Annotated in this window: 17 protein-coding genes; 10 read left to right on the forward strand and 7 right to left on the reverse strand. The window is 66.1% G+C overall.

Annotated features, from left to right (window positions below):
• Positions 1-24: 24 nt before the first annotated feature.
• Positions 25-918: a LysR family transcriptional regulator gene (locus C5O79_RS15455; RefSeq protein ID WP_122475164.1), complete on the reverse strand. Its 894-nt coding sequence runs from the start codon at positions 916-918 to the stop codon at positions 25-27.
• A gap of 86 nt (positions 919-1,004) precedes the next feature.
• On the opposite strand from C5O79_RS15455, the gene C5O79_RS15460 reads away from it, so the two are divergent.
• Both C5O79_RS15460 and C5O79_RS15465 read left to right on the forward strand, forming a co-directional pair.
• On the forward strand, positions 1,005-1,793 hold the full coding sequence (locus tag C5O79_RS15460) for an NAD(P)H-dependent oxidoreductase (RefSeq protein WP_122475166.1): 789 nt from the start codon (positions 1,005-1,007) through the stop codon (positions 1,791-1,793).
• Positions 1,794-1,943: 150 nt separating this feature from the next.
• The gene (locus tag C5O79_RS15465) at positions 1,944-3,134 is read left to right on the forward strand and encodes a hypothetical protein (RefSeq protein WP_047851666.1); all 1,191 of its coding nucleotides are present in this window, start codon (positions 1,944-1,946) and stop codon (positions 3,132-3,134) included.
• Positions 3,135-3,239: 105 nt separating this feature from the next.
• On the opposite strand, the gene catC is transcribed toward C5O79_RS15465, so the two are convergent.
• From catC to C5O79_RS15480, 3 genes are read right to left on the reverse strand one after another with little or no spacing between them, the layout of a single operon-like run.
• Positions 3,240-3,530, reverse strand: coding sequence for a muconolactone Delta-isomerase (gene catC, locus C5O79_RS15470; RefSeq protein ID WP_011355923.1), 291 nt, complete (start codon positions 3,528-3,530; stop codon positions 3,240-3,242).
• A gap of 43 nt (positions 3,531-3,573) precedes the next feature.
• Positions 3,574-4,476 (reverse strand): catechol 1,2-dioxygenase, encoded by a 903-nt coding sequence (catA, locus tag C5O79_RS15475; RefSeq protein ID WP_039344784.1) that lies wholly within the window; start codon positions 4,474-4,476, stop codon positions 3,574-3,576.
• Between the two features lie 31 nt (positions 4,477-4,507).
• A complete protein-coding gene (locus C5O79_RS15480) occupies positions 4,508-5,641 on the reverse strand; it encodes a muconate/chloromuconate family cycloisomerase (protein ID WP_039344781.1) in 1,134 nt (377 codons plus the stop codon).
• 91 nt (positions 5,642-5,732) lie between these two features.
• Between C5O79_RS15480 and C5O79_RS15485 the strand changes: the two genes are divergently transcribed.
• On the forward strand, positions 5,733-6,623 hold the full coding sequence (locus C5O79_RS15485) for a LysR family transcriptional regulator (RefSeq protein ID WP_046549443.1): 891 nt from the start codon (positions 5,733-5,735) through the stop codon (positions 6,621-6,623).
• Between the two features lie 150 nt (positions 6,624-6,773).
• On the opposite strand, the gene andR is transcribed toward C5O79_RS15485, so the two are convergent.
• Positions 6,774-7,733, reverse strand: coding sequence for an anthranilate 1,2-dioxygenase regulatory protein AndR (andR, locus tag C5O79_RS15490; RefSeq protein ID WP_046549444.1), 960 nt, complete (start codon positions 7,731-7,733; stop codon positions 6,774-6,776).
• Between the two features lie 213 nt (positions 7,734-7,946).
• Between andR and andAc the strand changes: the two genes are divergently transcribed.
• The 5 genes from andAc (at position 7,947) to C5O79_RS15515 (ending at position 12,734) form a co-directional block, all read left to right on the forward strand.
• Complete coding sequence (andAc, locus tag C5O79_RS15495; RefSeq protein ID WP_039344770.1) at positions 7,947-9,218, forward strand: anthranilate 1,2-dioxygenase large subunit AndAc; 1,272 nt, start codon at positions 7,947-7,949, stop codon at positions 9,216-9,218.
• A 13-nt stretch (positions 9,219-9,231) separates the two neighbouring features.
• Entirely contained in the window at positions 9,232-9,720 is a 489-nt protein-coding gene (gene andAd, locus C5O79_RS15500; RefSeq protein ID WP_011355917.1) for an anthranilate 1,2-dioxygenase small subunit AndAd, read from the forward strand.
• 20 nt (positions 9,721-9,740) lie between these two features.
• Complete coding sequence (gene andAb / locus C5O79_RS15505; protein WP_006479527.1) at positions 9,741-10,067, forward strand: anthranilate 1,2-dioxygenase ferredoxin subunit AndAb; 327 nt, start codon at positions 9,741-9,743, stop codon at positions 10,065-10,067.
• Positions 10,057-11,277, forward strand: coding sequence for an anthranilate 1,2-dioxygenase system ferredoxin--NAD(+) reductase (gene andAa / locus C5O79_RS15510; protein WP_122475168.1), 1,221 nt, complete (start codon positions 10,057-10,059; stop codon positions 11,275-11,277). Before andAb ends, andAa begins: the two co-directional genes overlap by 11 nt.
• Positions 11,278-11,447: 170 nt before the next feature.
• Positions 11,448-12,734, forward strand: a complete 1,287-nt coding sequence (locus tag C5O79_RS15515) for a DUF445 domain-containing protein (RefSeq protein ID WP_046549446.1) — start codon at positions 11,448-11,450, stop codon at positions 12,732-12,734.
• Positions 12,735-12,782: 48 nt separating this feature from the next.
• Here the strand turns inward: C5O79_RS15515 and C5O79_RS15520 are convergent, their stop codons facing one another.
• Positions 12,783-13,082, reverse strand: coding sequence for an addiction module antidote protein (locus C5O79_RS15520; protein WP_039344756.1), 300 nt, complete (start codon positions 13,080-13,082; stop codon positions 12,783-12,785).
• Between the two features lie 3 nt (positions 13,083-13,085).
• Positions 13,086-13,403: a type II toxin-antitoxin system RelE/ParE family toxin gene (locus C5O79_RS15525; RefSeq protein WP_163009049.1), complete on the reverse strand. Its 318-nt coding sequence runs from the start codon at positions 13,401-13,403 to the stop codon at positions 13,086-13,088.
• 352 nt (positions 13,404-13,755) lie between these two features.
• Between C5O79_RS15525 and C5O79_RS15535 the strand changes: the two genes are divergently transcribed.
• Complete coding sequence (locus C5O79_RS15535) at positions 13,756-15,396, forward strand: acetolactate synthase large subunit (protein ID WP_131931459.1); 1,641 nt, start codon at positions 13,756-13,758, stop codon at positions 15,394-15,396.
• 29 nt (positions 15,397-15,425) lie between these two features.
• Positions 15,426-16,859 carry an aldehyde dehydrogenase family protein gene (locus C5O79_RS15540; RefSeq protein WP_047851661.1) on the forward strand — a complete coding sequence of 478 codons (1,434 nt, stop codon included), beginning with the start codon at positions 15,426-15,428 and terminating at the stop codon, positions 16,857-16,859.
• Positions 16,860-16,948: the final 89 nt, after the last annotated feature.

The raw sequence follows: 16,948 nt of genomic DNA on the forward strand, positions 1-16,948 counted from the left end.
GGCAGTACCGGGCAGGCGACCGATCTACACTGCTGCCGCGATCGTCTCCCGCAACCACCGATGCGCCGGATCGCGATGCACGCGTTCGTGCCACAGCATCGACATTTCGTAGCCGGGCACGTCGACCGGCGCTTCCACCACCCGTAATCCGGGCACGTCGCGCACCAGCCGCTCGGGCACCATCGCGACGAGATCGGTGCTGGCCACGGCCGACATCACGAACAGGAAATGCGGCACCGACAGCACGACGCGCCGCGTGGCGCCCACCTTCGCGAGCGCTTCGTCTGTCACGCCGAAGAAGCCGCCACCGTCGGGCGACACGATCACGTGCTCGAGCGTGCCGAACTGCGTGAGGCTCGGGCGCCGCTTCAGCTTCGGGTGCCCGGCACGGCCGATGAGCACGTAACGCTCGGTGAACAGCGGCAAGCGCCGCATGCCGGGCGGCGACCCTTCGGTCGTATGGAAGGCGAGATCGATGCCGTTTCGTTCGGCATCCTGCTCGATGCGCGGCGGCACCAGCTCGACCACGGCGACGCGTGTGGCGGGTGCGGCCGAACGCAGCGTGTTCAGCGCGGGCAGCACGATCGTCGATTCGCCGTAGTCGGTCGCGGCCACACGCCACGTGTTCGTCGCGGTCGCGGGATCGAACGGCGTGGCCGGAACGACCGCGCGCTCGACCGCTTCGAGCGCATCGCGCAACGGTTCGCGCAGCGCTTCCGCGCGCGCGGTCGGCCGCATTCCACGCGGCCCCGGCAGCAACAGCGGATCGCCGAACACGTCGCGAAGTTTCTGCAATTGCACGCTCACCGACGGCTGCGACATGTTCAGTTTTTCGGCCGCACGCGTGACGTTGTGCTCGGCGAGCAGCACGTCCAGCGTGACGAGCAGATTGAGATCGAGTCGCCTGAGATTATTCATGGCTATACCTGGAATATCAGGAATTCATTTCAAATATACCGTTGGCGGCAGCATCCTGCAGTCATTCAATCAACGGAGTACCGAACATGAATGTGCTGATCGTCTATGCCCATCCCGAACCGCGTTCGCTGAACGGCGCATTGCGCGACTTTTCCGTTGCGCATCTCGAAGGGGCCGGCCACGCGGTGCAGGTGACCGACCTGTATGCAATGAACTGGAAGGCTGCGTTCGACGCGGACGACTTGACCGGGCGTGAGCCGGACGCGCGTTTCGACCCGTCGAACGACTCGAAGCACGCGTTTGCAACCGGCACGCAGCGCGAAGACATCGCGCGCGAACAGGACAAGCTGCGGTGGGCCGATGCGGTGATCCTGCAGTTCCCGCTGTGGTGGTTCTCGATGCCGGCGATCATGAAGGGCTGGTTCGAGCGCGTGTATGCGTGCGGCTTTGCCTACGGCGTGGGCGAGCATTCCGATACGCATTGGGGCGATCGTTATGGAGAAGGCTCGTTTGGCGGCAAGCGCGCGATGGTGATCGTCACGGCAGGCGGATGGCAGTCGCATTACAGCCCGCGCGGCATCAACGGGCCGATCGACGACGTGTTGTTCCCGATCCAGCACGGGATGCTGTATTACCCGGGCTTCGACGTGCTGCCGCCGTTCGTGATCTACCGGACGGGGAAGATGAACGACGTGCGCTTCGACGAAACGCGTGCGGCGCTCGGCCGGCGCCTGGACGAACTGTGGACCACGCAGCCGATCCCGTTCCGGCGGCAGAACGCGGGCGATTACGAGATTCCGGCGTTGACGCTGAAGGACGAGATCGTGCCGGGGAAGGTGGGGTATGCGGTGCATCTGGCGCACGAGCATGGATGATGCATGGCGCGGCCCGCGCGAGAAAGCGACGCGCGGGCATATCGACACCTGCGCCCAAATCAAGTAGTTTCCGGAGACCGACGCGATTCATCTGCACAATAGGCCGGCATGGCCCTCGCAGCGAATCCGTCTCGACGGAGAACAACAACGATGACTTTCGAACCACCGGGCCACGCAGAACCGATCGATGACAACCGTGCCGTCCTGCTGATCGAACTCGAAGCCGGCGGCTATCTGACGGAGGAGCAGGCGGCACGCGTCACCCAGCGACTGCGGGACGCACCGGCCGAGCTTCCGGACACCGATTCCGCGCGCAAAATGCTCGACTGGCTGATCGCCGAGGGCTACACGACGGCGGACGCCGAAGCGAAAGCCACGCACGAACTGCTGGACGGCCGCTACGCGAGCGGCAACGCGAAAATCGTCCTGATGACGGTGCTGGAGGAGATCGATCCGCCCCGGTTCGAACGGTGTCGGAACGAAACGATCGCATCGATGCAGCGCGAGCAAAAGAAGAAGCAGATGCTGATCGGCTTCGGCGGCCTGGCTGCCGCACTCGCGGTGGGCGCTTACCTGTTGTGGCCCGCATCGGCGCCCGCGTGCGGTGCGTCGAGCACTACCAAGGCGCTGAATTCGCTGTTGTTCGACGCGCGCAGGGACATGATGCGCAACAACCCGATGCAAATGCTCGATCCGGGCAGCAAGTCGTTTCCGCATATCAGCAACCCCCGTGAAGTCGGCTACGACGAGGCCAATCGCGCCCGCGGCTGCCTGGTGGATGTGAGTATCGCCGATGAGCACGCGACGATCGGCTATGTGGTCCGGCGCGACGACAAGGACAAGAGCGCCTTTGTCGTGCAGATGTTCCCGCCCGGATACGTGACGGTTCGCTACAGCGCGCAGGGCCTTGATCCGAAGCTCGGCGCACCGCTCGGCCGCGACGTCATCAACACGGCTTTCATGGCGGGCGTCGCGCAACTCGACAAGGACGTATCGGCGCGCATGCCGAGCTACGGCAAGCCGATGTTCGGCGACGACAAGCCGACGACGCTGACGAGCAGCGTGCTCGGCGTCATGCCGGCCTCCGACTGCAAGCAGATCGACGGCGACCATGTGTCGTGTCCGTTGCTGATCGATTATCGCGACCGGCTGCTCGGTGCGATCGGCGCCCCGTCGATGCTGCAGTTGAAGGGCGATTTCACGTTCGTCAAGGATGGCAGCGGCTGGAAGACCACCGACGATTTCGACAAGACGCTGATGGAAGCGATTGTCGCGCGACGCGTCGCGAAGGTGTATGGCGACGAAGTCGCCGACAAGATGGAGGCGGAGAAGCAGAAGTAGGCTGCGCGGCAACGTGATCGACCGCTGCGGATGACGAAATGAAACGGGCGGCCTGCGAGGCAATCGCAGGCCGCCCGTCTTTCTTGTTGGTGCTCGACCGTGTGCTTACCGATCGTCTTCCCGCACCGAAGAAGGATGCCGGCACAGCGCCCGCACTTCCATCTCCATATACGGAAACAACGGCAGCTGACTCAACAGGTCATGCAGCTGCTGCACGCTTTCCACATCGAAAATACTGACGTTCGCATACTGCCCGGCGATCCGCCACAGATGCCGCCAGGTTCCTTCGTTCATCAGCCGCTGGCACATCGCCTTTTCTTCGGCCTTCAGCGTGGCCGCCTTGACCGGATCCATGTCCGTCGGCAGACGGACGGTCATTTCCACATGAAACAGCATCCTGCACTCCTTGCGTTATCGGTTCGTCGAATCGGCAGGCCACTCACGCCTGCGCGCGGGCCCGCTCGACTTCGCTGCCCGGCACGTCCTGCTTTTCCTTGAGCAGCGAGAAATCGAAGTCGATCAGCGCGAACTGCCCGTCGACGCCATACGGCTTGCCTTCCGCGCCTTCGGCCTGCTTCACCGGCGGGATCAACCCGTCGCGCGTCGCGAACGCGAAGTCGTCCCACAGATGCGGATCGCCATCGATGTTGATCTGCGTCGTCAGCTTACGATAACCGTCCGCCGAAACGAAGAAGTGAATGTGCGCCGGGCGATGGCCGTGGCGGCCGAGCTGGTCGAGCAGTTGCTCGGTCTTGCTGCCCGGCGGCACGCTGTAGCCCACCGGCAGCACGCTGCGGAAGCTGTAGCGGCCTTCGGCATCGGTACGGATCGAGCGGCGCAGGTTGAACGCAGGCTGCGACTGATCGAAGTACGAGTAGTTGCCGAGATGGTTCGCGTGCCACACCTCGACCAGCGCGTTCGCGATCGGCGCGCCGTCCTGGCCCAGCACCTGGCCGCGCATGATGAGCGTCTGGCCGGGATCGGTGCCGTCGTCGAGACGCGCATGGCCGACCGATTCCGGCGCGCCGGCGACATACAGCGGCCCTTCGATCGTGCGCGGCGTGCCGCCCTGGATGCCGGCCTTTTCCTCGGCTTCGTCCATGCGCACGTCGAGGAAGCGCTCGAGGCCGAGGCCCGCGGCGATCAGCCCGAATTCGCGGCCGGCTTCGTTCAGGTAGTTCAGCGCCGTCCAGAATTCGCTCGGCTGCACGTCGAAGTCCTCGATCGTGTAGCAGATGTCCTTCACGATCCGGTTGACGATCGCGCGCACGCGCGGGTTGCCCGGCTTCTCGGCGGCGTCGTCGAAGGTCTTCAGCAGTGCGTCGATGGCTTGCTTGTTCATCTGTGTCTCCGGTTTCGGTTGTCGTGTGGGGTCAGCGGGCGTCGCGTCGCATCCGTTCGATGCGGGCCCAGTCGAAGGTGATGCCGAGGCCGGGCGCGGCCGGCAGGTGCAGCTTGAAATCCGCGTAGCGCAGCGGCTCGACGAGGATTTCCTCGGTGAGCAGCAGCGGGCCGAACAGTTCGGTGCCCCATTTCAGCGAGTCGAACGTGCTGAACAATTGCGCGGACGCCATCGTGCCGGCCGCGCCCTCGAGCATCGTGCCGCCGTACAGTTCGATGCCTGCCGCCGCCGCGATCGACGCGACGCTCGCCGCACCCTGCAGGCCGCCCGACTGCGCGATCTTCACCGCGAACACGTCGGCCGCGCGATCCTGTGCGAGCGCGAACGCATCGACGGGGCCGTGCAGCGCCTCGTCGGCCATGATCGGCACCTGCGCCAGTTGCGTGAGGCGTTTCAGCCCCGCGCGGTTGGTCGCGGCAATCGGTTGCTCGACAAGGCTCACGCCGGCTTCGGCGAGTCGTGCGCCGGCCCAGATCGCGTCGGTTTCACTCCATGCCTGGTTCACGTCGACGCGCACGTCGCCGCGTTCGCCGAGCGCACGCTTGATCGCGATCACGTGCGCGACGTCGTCGGCCACTGCGTTCGAGCCGATCTTCAGCTTGAACGCGCGGTGGCGGCGCGCGTCGAGCATCGCTTCGGCTTCCGCGATGTCGCGCTGCGTATCGCCGCTCGCAAGCGTCCATGCGACATCGACCGCATCGGTCCGGCGGCCGCCGAACAGTTCGGACAGCGGCACGCCGAGGCGGCGCGCCTGCGCGTCGAACAGCGCGGTCTCGAGCGCGCACTTCGCGAAGCGGTTGCCCTGGAACAGCTTGCGGGCGCGCGCCAGCGCGGCGCCCGGGCGGGTCGCATCCATGCCCTGCAGCAGCGGCGCGAAGTAGGTGTCGATGTTGACCTTGATGCTCTCGGGGCTCTCCTCGCCGTACGCGAGACCGCCGATGGTCGTCGCCTCGCCGACGCCTTCGATACCGTCCGTGCATCGAACACGCACCAGCACGAGGGTCTGGCAATTCATCGTGGCGACCGACAATTTGTGGGGTCGGATCGTTGGCACGTCGACGAGCAGCGTCTCGATGCGTTCGATGGTGGCGGCAGTTGCTATCATGCGATTCCTCCTGTTGGTGCACATGGTAGGAATTCCCGCCCCGCGTCGTCCAACACTCTTTCCGACTACTTCCATACCTTTGAGGCATGAAATGGAATTGCGTCAGCTCCGCTACTTCATCGCCGTCGCCGAGGAAATGAACATCACGCGGGCCGCGGAGCGGCTGCACATGACGCAGCCGCCGCTCAGCCGCCAGCTCCAGGCGATCGAGGACGAGATCGGGCTGCCGCTGTTCGAGCGCGGTGCGCGCCCGCTGAAACTGACCGATGCGGGGCGCGTGTTCTACGCGCAGGCGAAGCGCCTCGTCGACCAGGCCGACGAGCTCGGCCCGCTGACACGGCGGCTCGCGCAGCTGTCGGAGCGGATCGTGATCGGCTTCGTGCCGTCGACGCTGTACGGCGCGCTGCCGGACGTGATCCGCGCGTTTCGCGAGGCGCAGCCGGACGTCGAGTTGTCGCTGATCGAAATGTTCACCCTCGAACAGCTCGGCGCGTTGAAGGGCGGGCGGATCGACGTGGGCTTCGGCCGGCTGCGCTTCGACGATGACCAGCTGGTGCGCGAGGCGCTGATCGAGGAAAAGCTGATCGCCGCGCTGCCGGTCGGGCATCCGCTTGCCGATCCGGCCCGGCCGCTGACGCTCGCGGATATCGCGAACGAGACGCTGATCGTCTATCCGAGCACACCGCGGCCGAGCTTCGCCGATCAGCAACTGTCGGCGTTGCGCGACGGCGCGCTGGTGCCGGCGGCCGTTCACGAGGTGCGCGAGCTGCAGACGGCGCTCGGGCTCGTGGCCGCGCAGGTCGGCGTGTCGCTGGTGCCGGAGAGCGTGGAAGGGGTGCGCGTGAAGGGCGTGGTCTACCGGCGGTTGCCGGAGCCGGCCGCGACGTCGCCGATCATCATGAGTCGTAGGCTGCACGGCGAAAGCGCGGCGACGGCTGCGTTCTGTGCGATTGCGCGGGCAATGATCGTGCCGGCGGGGTGACAAGCGTTATTCACTTCATTGAATCGCAACTAACGGTCTGTTTCGGCAGACGCGCGCAAATGCGGGGAGGGCGTCGCGATTTCATGCCCTGTCGATTGAGGGCTTTCCCGGTTACGCAAGCCGCCGGCCGCGCGAGCGTGCGCGACGACGTTACCGCTTCCTGTCGAGCGTTTCAGACGGCGATTCCCCGAACTTCTCCCGATACGCGATCGCGAACCGCCCCAGGTGGGTAAATCCGCAATCGAGCGCGACATCGGCGATCCGCCGCTCGGACGCCGCGCCGCGCAGCAGCTCGCGCGCATGGTCGAGCCGCGTCGCGCGCAGGTATTGCATCGGGCTCATCCCGCGGAACTGCAGGAACGCGTCGCGCAGGGTCCGTTCAGGCACGTTGGCGGCCTGGACGATATCGGCGAGCTGCAGCGGCTGCGCGTAGTGCGCGTTCACGAACTCCTGCGCGCGCCGCACGAAGCCCGGCGCCGGGTCGCGGTGCGACGCCTGCAGCACGGACGGCGGGTGGCCTTCGATCAGCAGGTCGATCAGCAGGTGCTCGAGCTGCGACGCGACGCGCGGGTTCGCGTTCGCGCGTTCGAGCAACTCGGGCGAGCGTGCGACGAGCATCAGTTGCTGGCGCCATGCGGCAAGCGCGGCGTCGCTGACGTGCAGCACGGGATCGAGCGTCGCGCGCGGGTCGCCGGTCAGCGAGCCGACGGTCGCCGCGTCGATGCGCAGCACGAACTGCTCGCAATCGGCCGAGAGCACCGCGTCGAAGCGCTCACCGGGCGCACACAGCACGCCGGTCTGGCCGTCGACGCCGAGCTGCCGTCCCATCGCGCGCACCTCGGCCTGGCCGGACAGGCAGAACATCAGCAGGTAGTAGCCGTCGACCGCGTCGACCTGCACGCGCATCGCGTCGCCGAACGCGATCGTGCCGATCCCGAGCCCGCCCAGCCTGACGAAATCCATGTGCGACGCGCCACGCGTGCGGCCGTTCGGCAGCAGCGCATGCGGCTGCATCACGCGCGAGATGCGCTCGCGCGTCTCGTCGAGATCGCGGGATTCGAACAGCCGGTGCGCGCGCAGCGCGAGCGGCTCGAACGACGTTGGGGACATGGGCATCAGCCTTGGTGTGGACGGCGAGCGCTTCGATCCGATCAATGGGTCGCGATCGTGCGCCGGGTCGTGTGTGTCGTCATGCTAGCGCAGAAATCCGCCGAAAGTGGATATTGCACCGCCGCAATCGCACTTTCCGGATAGACGGCGAATATTAGCTTTTCAAAAATCGGCTCCATGCAATCAACGCAACGGATCGACAAGGAGTCCGACATGGAGCAGACAGAATCGCCCGTCGTTTTCGCCACGCGCGACGACGCGTCCGACGTGACCTTCCCGCACGACGACGGCTCGCGCGTGCCGTACAAGGTGTTCAGCTCGCGCGCGGTCTACGATCGCGAGCAGGAACGCATCTTCCGCGGCCCTACGTGGAACTTCGTCGCGCTGGAAGCGGAAATCCCGAACGCCGGCGACTTCAAGAGCACGTTCGTCGGCGATACGCCGGTGGTCGTCACGCGCACCGAGGACGGCACGCTTTCCGCGTGGGTGAACCGCTGCGCGCACCGCGGCGCGCAGGTATGCCGCAAGTCGCGCGGCAACGCGAGCTCGCACACGTGCGTCTATCACCAGTGGAGCTTCGACAACTCGGGCAACCTGCTCGGCGTGCCGTTCCGGCGCGGCCAGAAGGGGATGTCCGGGATGCCGGCCGACTTCGATCCGAAGCAGCACGGGCTGCGCAAGCTGCGCGTCGACAGCTATCGCGGCCTCGTGTTCGCGACCTTCAGCGACGACGTGATGCCGCTGCCCGACTATCTCGGCGAGCAGATGCGGCCGTGGATCGACCGGATCTTCCACAAGCCGATCGAGTATCTCGGCTGCACGCGCCAGTATTCGAAGTCGAACTGGAAGCTGTACATGGAGAACGTGAAGGACCCGTATCACGCGAGCATGCTGCACCTGTTCCATACGACCTTCAACATCTTCCGCGTCGGGATGAAGGCGCGCTCGATTCCGGATGCGAACCACGGGCTGCACAGCATCATCACGGTGACGAAGACGGGCGACGACACGTCGGCCGCGTACAAGCAGCAGAACATCCGTTCGTTCGACGAAGGCTTTCATCTGGAAGACGAATCGATTCTCGATCTCGTGTCGGAATACGACGAGGACTGCACGAACCATATCCAGCCGATCTTCCCGCAGCTCGTGATCCAGCAGATCCACAACACGCTGGTCGCACGGCAGATCCTGCCGAAAGGCCCCGACAACTTCGAACTGATCTTCCACTTCTTCGGTTACGCGGACGATACGCCCGAGCTGCGCGCGCTGCGCATCAAGCAGGCGAACCTCGTCGGGCCGGCCGGCTACATCTCGATGGAGGACACGGAGGCGACCGAGCTCGTGCAGCGCGGCACGGTGCGCGACGGCGACGCGACGTCGGTGATCGAAATGTCGCGCGGCAATCCGGACCAGCAGGACACGGTGATCACCGAAAGCCTGATCCGCAAGTTCTGGGTCGGCTACCAGAAGCTGATGGGCTATTGAGCGGGAGCACGCAATGATGGAAAACCTGACGGAAGACATGAAGACGTGGTTCGAGATTTACATGCTCCAGAACCGCTATATCGGGCACCTCGACAACAACCGGCTCGAAGCCTGGCCGACGATGTTCACCGAGGACTGCACGTACGAAATCGTGCCGAAGGAAAACGCCGACCTCGGGCTGCCGGTCGGGATCGTCCACTGCACGAACCAGCGGATGCTGCGCGACCGCGTGGTGTCGCTGCGGCACGCGAACATCTACGAAGAGCACACGTACCGGCATATGACGTCGGGCCTCACGATCGTCGCGGAACGCGACGGCGAGATCGACACGGAGAGCAACTACGTCGTCGTGCAGACGCGCAGCAACGGCGAGTCGAACGTGTACCAGGCCGGCAAGTACTACGACACGGTCGTGCGCACGCCGGACGGGCTGCGCTACAAGACCAAGCGGGTGATCTACGACACGTCGCGCGTGCAGACGCTGCTCGCCACCCCGATCTGATACGGAAGCAAGGAACAGACATGACCGAAGCAACGCTGGCCGAGTGGCATCCGCTCGGCGCTTTCGACGAATTCTCCGAAGACGAACCGGCGGCGCGTGTCGCCGGCCAGAAGCCGATCGCCGTGTTCCGGATCGGCGACGAACTGTTCGCGATGCACGACCTCTGCACGCACGGCCATGCGCGGCTGTCGGAAGGCTATGTGGAGGACGGCTGCGTCGAATGCCCGCTGCACCAGGGGCTGATCGACATCCGCACCGGCGCGCCGAAATGCGCGCCGATCACGGAACCGGTGCGGACCTATCCGATCCGGATCGTCGACGGGCAGGTGGAAGTCAATGTCGGCTGATCCGTTCGTGATCGTCGGCGCCGGGCATGCCGCGCGGCGCACGGCCGAAGCGCTGCGCGAGCGCGACGCGGCGGCGCGCATCGTGATGATCGGCGCGGAGCGCGAGCTGCCGTACGACCGGCCCGCGCTGTCGAAGGATGCGCTGTTGACGGAAGGCGGCGAGCAGCGCGCGTTCGTGCGTGACGCGGCGTGGTACGACGCGCAGCGCATCGAGCTGCGGCTTGGTACGCGTGTCGACGCGATCGAGCGCGATGCGCAGCGCGTGCGGCTCGACGATGGTGCGACGCTCCCGTATGCGCGGCTCGTGCTCGCGACAGGCTCGCGGGTGCGCACGTTCGGCGGCGCGATCGACGAAGGCGTGACGCCGCATTACGTCCGCACGGTCGACGATGCGCGTGCGTTGCGCGCGCAGCTTGCGCCGGGTCGCCGCGTGGCGGTGCTCGGCGGCGGGTTCATCGGGCTCGAGGTCGCGGCGGCGGCGCGCCAGCTCGGGTGCGACGTGACGGTGATCGATCCGGCGCCGCGCCTGCTGCAGCGTGCGTTGCCGGAAGTGGTCGGTGCGTATGCGCATCAGTTGCACGATGCGCGCGGCGTGGTTTTCCAGATGGCGACATTGCCGCGCGAGATCCGTCGCGCGCCGGGCGGCGGCGCGATCGTCGAGACCGATCACGGCGACGTGCCGGCCGATCTCGTCGTGGTCGGTATCGGAGTGGTGCCGAATGTCGAGCTGGCGCAGGCGGCCGGGCTCGATGTCGACAACGGGATTCGCGTCGACGCGGGCTGCCGCACGGTCGATCCCGCGATCTTCGCGGCGGGCGAGGTGACGATGCACTTCAATCCGCTGCTCGGGCGCCACGTGCGGATCGAATCGTGGCAGGTCGCCGAAAACCAGCCGGCCGTCGCGGCCGCGAACCTCCTCGGCGCCGACGAGGCCTATGCCGAGTTGCCGTGGCTGTGGTCCGATCAGTACGACTGCAACCTGCAGATGCTCGGGCTGTTCGGCAGCGAGCGCACGATCGTCGTGCGCGGCGATCCGGCGAACGGGCCGTTCACGGTGTTCGGGCTGGGGGATGACGGCAGGATCGTCGCGGTGGCCGCAGCGAACCTGGGGCGAGACATCGGCGCATCCCGCCGGTTGATGGCGGCGGGGGCGGTGCCGGACCCGCTGAAGCTTGCGGATCCGGCGGTGAACCTGAAGACGTTCATGTAGCAGGTGCACGGTCGTCCGGCCCGGCATGCGGTGACGATGCCGGCCGGCGCCGTGTGTGATCCGCCGGGACGATCCGGCGGTGTGCGTGTCGCTCGGCGCGCGTCGCAATGTTTGTCGGCAGCCCGGCATCCGGTGCATATTAGCGGCATCGTTCGCCCGACCCGTTGCCCATGACGCCAGACAAAGCCCTCGAACTGAAACGCAGCAAGCGCCGCGCGCTGTGGCTGCTGCTGGCCGCCGTCGCGGTGTTCGTCACGACGATCCTGCTGCCGCGCGGCCCGTGGGTCGACGGCATCAAGGCCGTGGCCGAAGCCGCGATGGTCGGCGCGCTCGCCGACTGGTTCGCGGTCGTCGCGCTGTTTCGCCGCGTGCCGATCCCGTTCGTGTCGCGCCACACCGAGATCATTCCGAAGAACAAGGACAAGATCGCCGACAACCTCGCGGTGTTCGTGCGCGAGAAGTTCCTCGGCCCGGATGCGCTCGCCGCGCAGATCCGCCAGCACGATCCCGCGCAGAAACTCGGCGCGTGGCTCGGCGAGCCGGCGAACACCGAGGCGCTCGGCGGCTACGTGACGAAGCTGATGAGTTTCGCGCTCGACATGACCGACGACGCACGGATCCAGACGTTCGTGCATGACGCGTTTCGCGCGGTGATCGACCGGATCGACCTGTCGCAGTCGGCCGGCGCGATCCTCGATACGCTGACGAAGGACGGCCGCCACCAGGCGCTGCTCGACGATGCGATCGAACAGGTGGTGGACGTGCTCGACAAGGAGGAGAACCGCGAGGTGATCGCGGGCTTCATCGTCGAATGGCTGAAGACGCAGTACCCGAAGGTCGAGAAGATCATGCCGACGCAGTGGTTCGGCGAGAACGGCGCGCGGATGCTCGCCAGCGCCGTGAGCCGTGTGCTGGAGGGCGTGGCGGCCGACCCCGAGCACGAACTGCGGCAACGCTTCGACCGGACGGTCGTGCGGCTGACCGAGCGGTTGAAGCACGACCCCGCGTTCATCGAGAAGGGCGACGAGATCAAGCGTTATATCCGCGACGGCGCCGCGTTCAACGACTATGTGCGCGACCTGTGGGATCAGTTGCGCGCGTGGCTGAAGGCCGATCTCGCGCGCCCCGATTCGGCGCTGCACCGGCAGGCCGCGATGCTCGGCGGCTGGCTCGGTGCGCGGCTCGCGGAGAGTCCGGCATTGCGTGCGTCGCTGAACGAGCACGTCGAGAAGGCCGTGCACGAGATGGCGCCGGATTTCGCGGATTTCCTGATGCGCCACATCCGCGACACGGTGCGCAACTGGGACGCGCGCGAGATGTCGCGGCAGATCGAGCTGAACATCGGCAAGGATCTGCAATACATCCGCATCAACGGCACGCTGGTCGGCGGGCTGATCGGGCTCGGGTTGTATCTGGTATCGCTGGTGCCACGCTGGGCAGCCGGCTGGCTGCACTGACACGGCCGCGCGTATCGCGCGGCGGGCGCGACGGGCCGAGCCCGCGCATCATGCGTGCGCTTTCGAGCCGTGCAGTTGCAGGCCGAGCGCCTTGATGACCTTCAGGATCGTGCCGAAGCTGGGGTTGCCGTCGTGCGACAGCGCCTTGTACAGCCCTTCGCGCGACAGGCCCGCATCGCGCGCGACCTGCGACATGCCGCGTGCACGCGCGATCACGCCGAGCGCATGTGCGATGAAGGCCGGATCGTCGCCGGCTTCCTGCAGGCACGCTTCGAAGTAGTCGGCCATGTCGTCTTCGGTTTTCAGATGATCGGCCGAATCCCACGGCCGGGTGCTGATCTTGTCCATCGGTTACTCCATGTCGAGATGCGCGAGCATCGCGTGCGCGGCGCGGATGTTGGCCTGTTGCGTCGATTTATCGCCGCCGCAGAGCAGGATGACCCAGATCGTTCCGCGCCGGACGTAGTGGACGCGATAGCCCGGGCCGTGGTCGATCCGCATCTCGACGACCGGCGAGCCGGCGGACTTCCAGTCGCCCGGATTGCCCATCGAGAGGCGGTCGATGCGTGCCTGGATGCGGCGCTTCGCGACGCGATCCTGCAGGCCGGCAAACCAGGTGTCGAAGACGTCGGTGGTCCGGATGCTGAACGTAGGCGCACTGTAGGGCATGGATTGCAGTATGTCAACCATGGTTCACAGGCTCGATGGGTTGAATGTCGATGCCGCTACGGTAGGGCCGCACGCTTCGCTTGTGTGCCGAATGGCCGTTCGGCCGAAGTCGGGATCTTCCGAATCCGTCTACAATCAAAAACGTCTTTGCCGCCCGTGCGTGTTTGCCGTGCGCGGGCGGGTCCGTTTGTCCTCCGGTATCCGGAGGCGCCGCCGTGCATTGCGGGTTGCGCGGCGGGCAGTGCCGTGGTTTGTGTCCAGTAGGTAAAGCGTCCGCGTGCCGTAGGCCGGCGCGCGTTCTGAACGCTGCGTGTCCGTAGGCCGGGCAGGCGGCATCAACCGAGAGTCCCCCATGAAAGCATCGGATCTGTTCGTGAAGGCGCTGGAAGCCGAAGGCGTCGAGTACGTGTTCGGCATTCCCGGCGAGGAAAACCTCGATCTGCTCGAATCGCTGCGGCGATCGAAGATCAAGCTCGTGCTGACCCGGCACGAGCAGGCGGCCGGGTTCATGGCCGCCACCTACGGCCGCCTGACGGGCCGCACCGGCGTGTGTATCGCCACGCTCGGGCCCGGTGCGACGAACTTCGTGACGGCCGCCGCCTATGCGCAACTCGGCGGCATGCCGATGCTGATGATCACCGGGCAGAAGCCGATCAAGTCCAGCAAGCAGGGCCACTTCCAGATCGTCGACGTGGTCGACATGATGCAGCCGCTCACGAAGTTCACGCGGCAGATCGTGTCGATCGGCAACATCCCGTCGGCCATACGCGAGGCGTTCCGCCGCGCGGAGGAAGAGCGCCCGGGCGCCGCGCACCTCGAGCTGCCGGAAGACATCGCGCACGAGGAGGGCGACGGCAAGCCGATTCCGCGCAGCTACAGCCGGCGACCGGTGGCCGAGGAGAAGGCGGTCGCGCATGCGGTCGACGCGATCCAGGCCGCGCGCCATCCGCTCCTGATGATCGGCGCGGGCGGCAACCGCAAGACCACCTGCAAGATGCTGCTCGAATTCGTCGACAAGACGGGCATCCCGTTCTTCACGACGCAGATGGGCAAGGGCGTGATCGACGAGACGCACCCGCTGTGGCTCGGCAACGCGACGCTGTCCGACGGCGATTTCGTGCACCGTGCGATCGAGCATGCGGACTGCATCATCAACGTCGGCCACGACGTGATCGAGAAGCCGCCGTTCTTCATGCGTACCGACGACAAGACCGTGATCCACGTGAACTTCCTCGGCGCGCAGGTGGATCCCGTCTATTTCCCGCAGATCGAGGTGGTCGGCGACATCGCGAACGCGGTGTGGCAGATGAATGAGGCGCTCGCGCCGCAGCCGCACTGGGATTTCGCGCGCTTCGCAATGATCAAGGAGCATTTCGACGCCCATCTGGAGAAGGGCCAGCACGATCCGCGCTTCCCGATGTACCCGGTGCGGATCGTCAACGATCTGTACAACGCGATGCCGGTCGACGGCATCGTCTGTCTCGACAACGGGATGTACAAGATCTGGTTCGCGCGCTACTGGCGCGCGCACGAGCCGAATTCGCTGCTGCTCGACAACGCGCTCGCGTCGATGGGCGCGGGCCTGCCGTCGGCGATCGCGACGAAGATCGTGCATCCGCAGCGCAAGGTGATCGCCGTGTGCGGCGACGGCGGTTTCATGATGAATTCGCAGGAGCTCGAAACGGCCGTGCGGCTGAAGCTCGACCTCGTCGTGATGATCCTGCGCGACGACGCGTTCGGGATGATCCGCTGGAAGCAGGAGAACATGAATTTCCCCGATTTCGCGATGACGCTGCAGAACCCCGATTTCGTCGCGTATGCGCAAAGCTACGGTGCGCACGGGCATCGCGTCGAATCGGCCGACGATCTCGAGCCGCTGCTGCGCGAGTGTTTCTCGTCGCCGGGCGTGCACGTGATCGACGTGCCGATCGATTACTCGGACAACGAGCGCGTGCTGAACCGCGAGATCAAGCGCCTGTCGGCGCAACTCTGAATGTCCCGTTCACAGGAAGGAGTCGTTCCATGTTGAAGGAAACCTATCCGTACTACCTCGCCAACGAAGCCGTCTACGCGAACACCGATCTGGACGTGACGGACAAGTTCAGCGGCAAGGTCGCGACACGCGTCGCGCTGGCCGACGCGAAGGCCATCGACGCCGCGATCGGCGCGGCGGTCGATGCCGCGAAGCCGATGCGCGAAATGCCGGCCTACAAGCGGCAGGCCGTGCTCGACCATTGCGTCGCGCGTTTTCGCGAGCGCTTCGACGAGCTTGCCGAGGCGCTGTGCATCGAGGCCGGCAAGCCGATCAACGATTCGAAGGGCGAAGTGACGCGGCTGATCGACACGTTCCGCGTGGCGTCCGAGGAATCGGTGCGTATCGACGGCGAAATCATCAACCTCGAGATCTCCGCGCGTGCGCAGGGCTATACGGGCTACACGAAGCGCGTGCCGGTCGGCCCGTGCTCGTTCATCTCGCCGTTCAACTTCCCGCTGAATCTCGCCGCACACAAGGTCGCGCCCGCGCTCGCGGCGGGCTGCCCGTTCGTGCTCAAGCCGGCGAGCCGCACGCCGATCGGCGCGCTGATCATCGGCGAGGTGCTCGCGGAAACCGACTTGCCGAAGGGCGCATTCTCGGTGCTGCCCGCGCATCGCGACGGCGCCGACCTGTTCACGACCGACGAGCGGTTCAAGCTGCTGTCGTTCACGGGTTCGCCGGCCGTCGGCTGGGCGCTGAAGGAGAAGGCCGGCAAGAAGAAAGTCGTGCTGGAGCTCGGCGGCAACGCGGCCGCGATCGTCGATGCGGATCAGCGCGACCAGCTCGACTACGTGGTCGAGCGTCTTGCGTTCGGCGCGTATTACCAGTCGGGCCAGAGCTGCATCGGCGTGCAGCGGATCCTCGTGCATGCCGACCTGTACGCCGCACTGCGCGAGAAACTGATCGCGAAGACGCGTTCGCTGAAGATGGGGGACCCGAAGGATCCGTCGACGTTCGTCGGCCCGATGATCTCCGAATCCGAATCGCGCCGGCTGTCGGGCTGGATGGATGCGGCCGTCGCGGCGGGCGCGAAGATCGTCGCGGGCGGCAAGGTCGATGGCGCGATGTTCGAGGCGACGCTGCTGGAAAACGTCGGGCACGAGCAGGACCTGTATCGGAAGGAGGCATTCGGCCCCGTCGCGATCCTCGAGAAGTTCGACCGGTTCGACGATGCGCTCGCACGCGTGAACGACAGCGACTTCGGGCTGCAGGCCGGCGTGTTCACCGATTCGCTCGCGCATGCGCAGCGCGCGTGGGACGAGCTGGAGGTCGGCGGCGTCGTGATCAACGACGTGCCGTCGTTCCGCGTCGACAACATGCCGTACGGCGGCGTGAAGGATTCGGGCCTCGGCCGCGAAGGGATCCGCTACGCGATCGAGGACATGACCGAGCCGCGGCTGATGGTCGTGCGGCGCCGGTAACGCGCGGGCAGGCAGCGCGGTGCCGCGACGGCACGCGGGCGGGCGATCGGGCCGGCCCGCGTGCCGTTTTCCATGGCGCTGCATGCGTC

This window comes from Burkholderia sp. SRS-25, from assembly GCF_004343765.1.
Classification (GTDB): domain Bacteria; phylum Pseudomonadota; class Gammaproteobacteria; order Burkholderiales; family Burkholderiaceae; genus Burkholderia; species Burkholderia contaminans.

Coding starts and splice junctions, on each gene's coding strand:
- C5O79_RS15535 (WP_131931459.1), top strand. CDS start 13,756: ATGAAAGCATCGGATCTGTTCGTGAAGGCGCTGGAAGCCGAAGGCGTC.
- C5O79_RS15455 (WP_122475164.1), bottom strand. CDS start 918: ATGAATAATCTCAGGCGACTCGATCTCAATCTGCTCGTCACGCTGGAC.
- C5O79_RS15515 (WP_046549446.1), top strand. CDS start 11,448: ATGACGCCAGACAAAGCCCTCGAACTGAAACGCAGCAAGCGCCGCGCG.
- catA (WP_039344784.1), bottom strand. CDS start 4,476: ATGAACAAGCAAGCCATCGACGCACTGCTGAAGACCTTCGACGACGCC.
- andAd (WP_011355917.1), top strand. CDS start 9,232: ATGATGGAAAACCTGACGGAAGACATGAAGACGTGGTTCGAGATTTAC.
- catC (WP_011355923.1), bottom strand. CDS start 3,530: ATGCTGTTTCATGTGGAAATGACCGTCCGTCTGCCGACGGACATGGAT.
- andR (WP_046549444.1), bottom strand. CDS start 7,733: ATGTCCCCAACGTCGTTCGAGCCGCTCGCGCTGCGCGCGCACCGGCTG.
- C5O79_RS15465 (WP_047851666.1), top strand. CDS start 1,944: ATGACTTTCGAACCACCGGGCCACGCAGAACCGATCGATGACAACCGT.
- C5O79_RS15485 (WP_046549443.1), top strand. CDS start 5,733: ATGGAATTGCGTCAGCTCCGCTACTTCATCGCCGTCGCCGAGGAAATG.
- andAa (WP_122475168.1), top strand. CDS start 10,057: ATGTCGGCTGATCCGTTCGTGATCGTCGGCGCCGGGCATGCCGCGCGG.
- C5O79_RS15460 (WP_122475166.1), top strand. CDS start 1,005: ATGAATGTGCTGATCGTCTATGCCCATCCCGAACCGCGTTCGCTGAAC.
- C5O79_RS15480 (WP_039344781.1), bottom strand. CDS start 5,641: ATGATAGCAACTGCCGCCACCATCGAACGCATCGAGACGCTGCTCGTC.
- andAb (WP_006479527.1), top strand. CDS start 9,741: ATGACCGAAGCAACGCTGGCCGAGTGGCATCCGCTCGGCGCTTTCGAC.
- C5O79_RS15525 (WP_163009049.1), bottom strand. CDS start 13,403: ATGCCCTACAGTGCGCCTACGTTCAGCATCCGGACCACCGACGTCTTC.
- C5O79_RS15540 (WP_047851661.1), top strand. CDS start 15,426: ATGTTGAAGGAAACCTATCCGTACTACCTCGCCAACGAAGCCGTCTAC.
- C5O79_RS15520 (WP_039344756.1), bottom strand. CDS start 13,082: ATGGACAAGATCAGCACCCGGCCGTGGGATTCGGCCGATCATCTGAAA.
- andAc (WP_039344770.1), top strand. CDS start 7,947: ATGGAGCAGACAGAATCGCCCGTCGTTTTCGCCACGCGCGACGACGCG.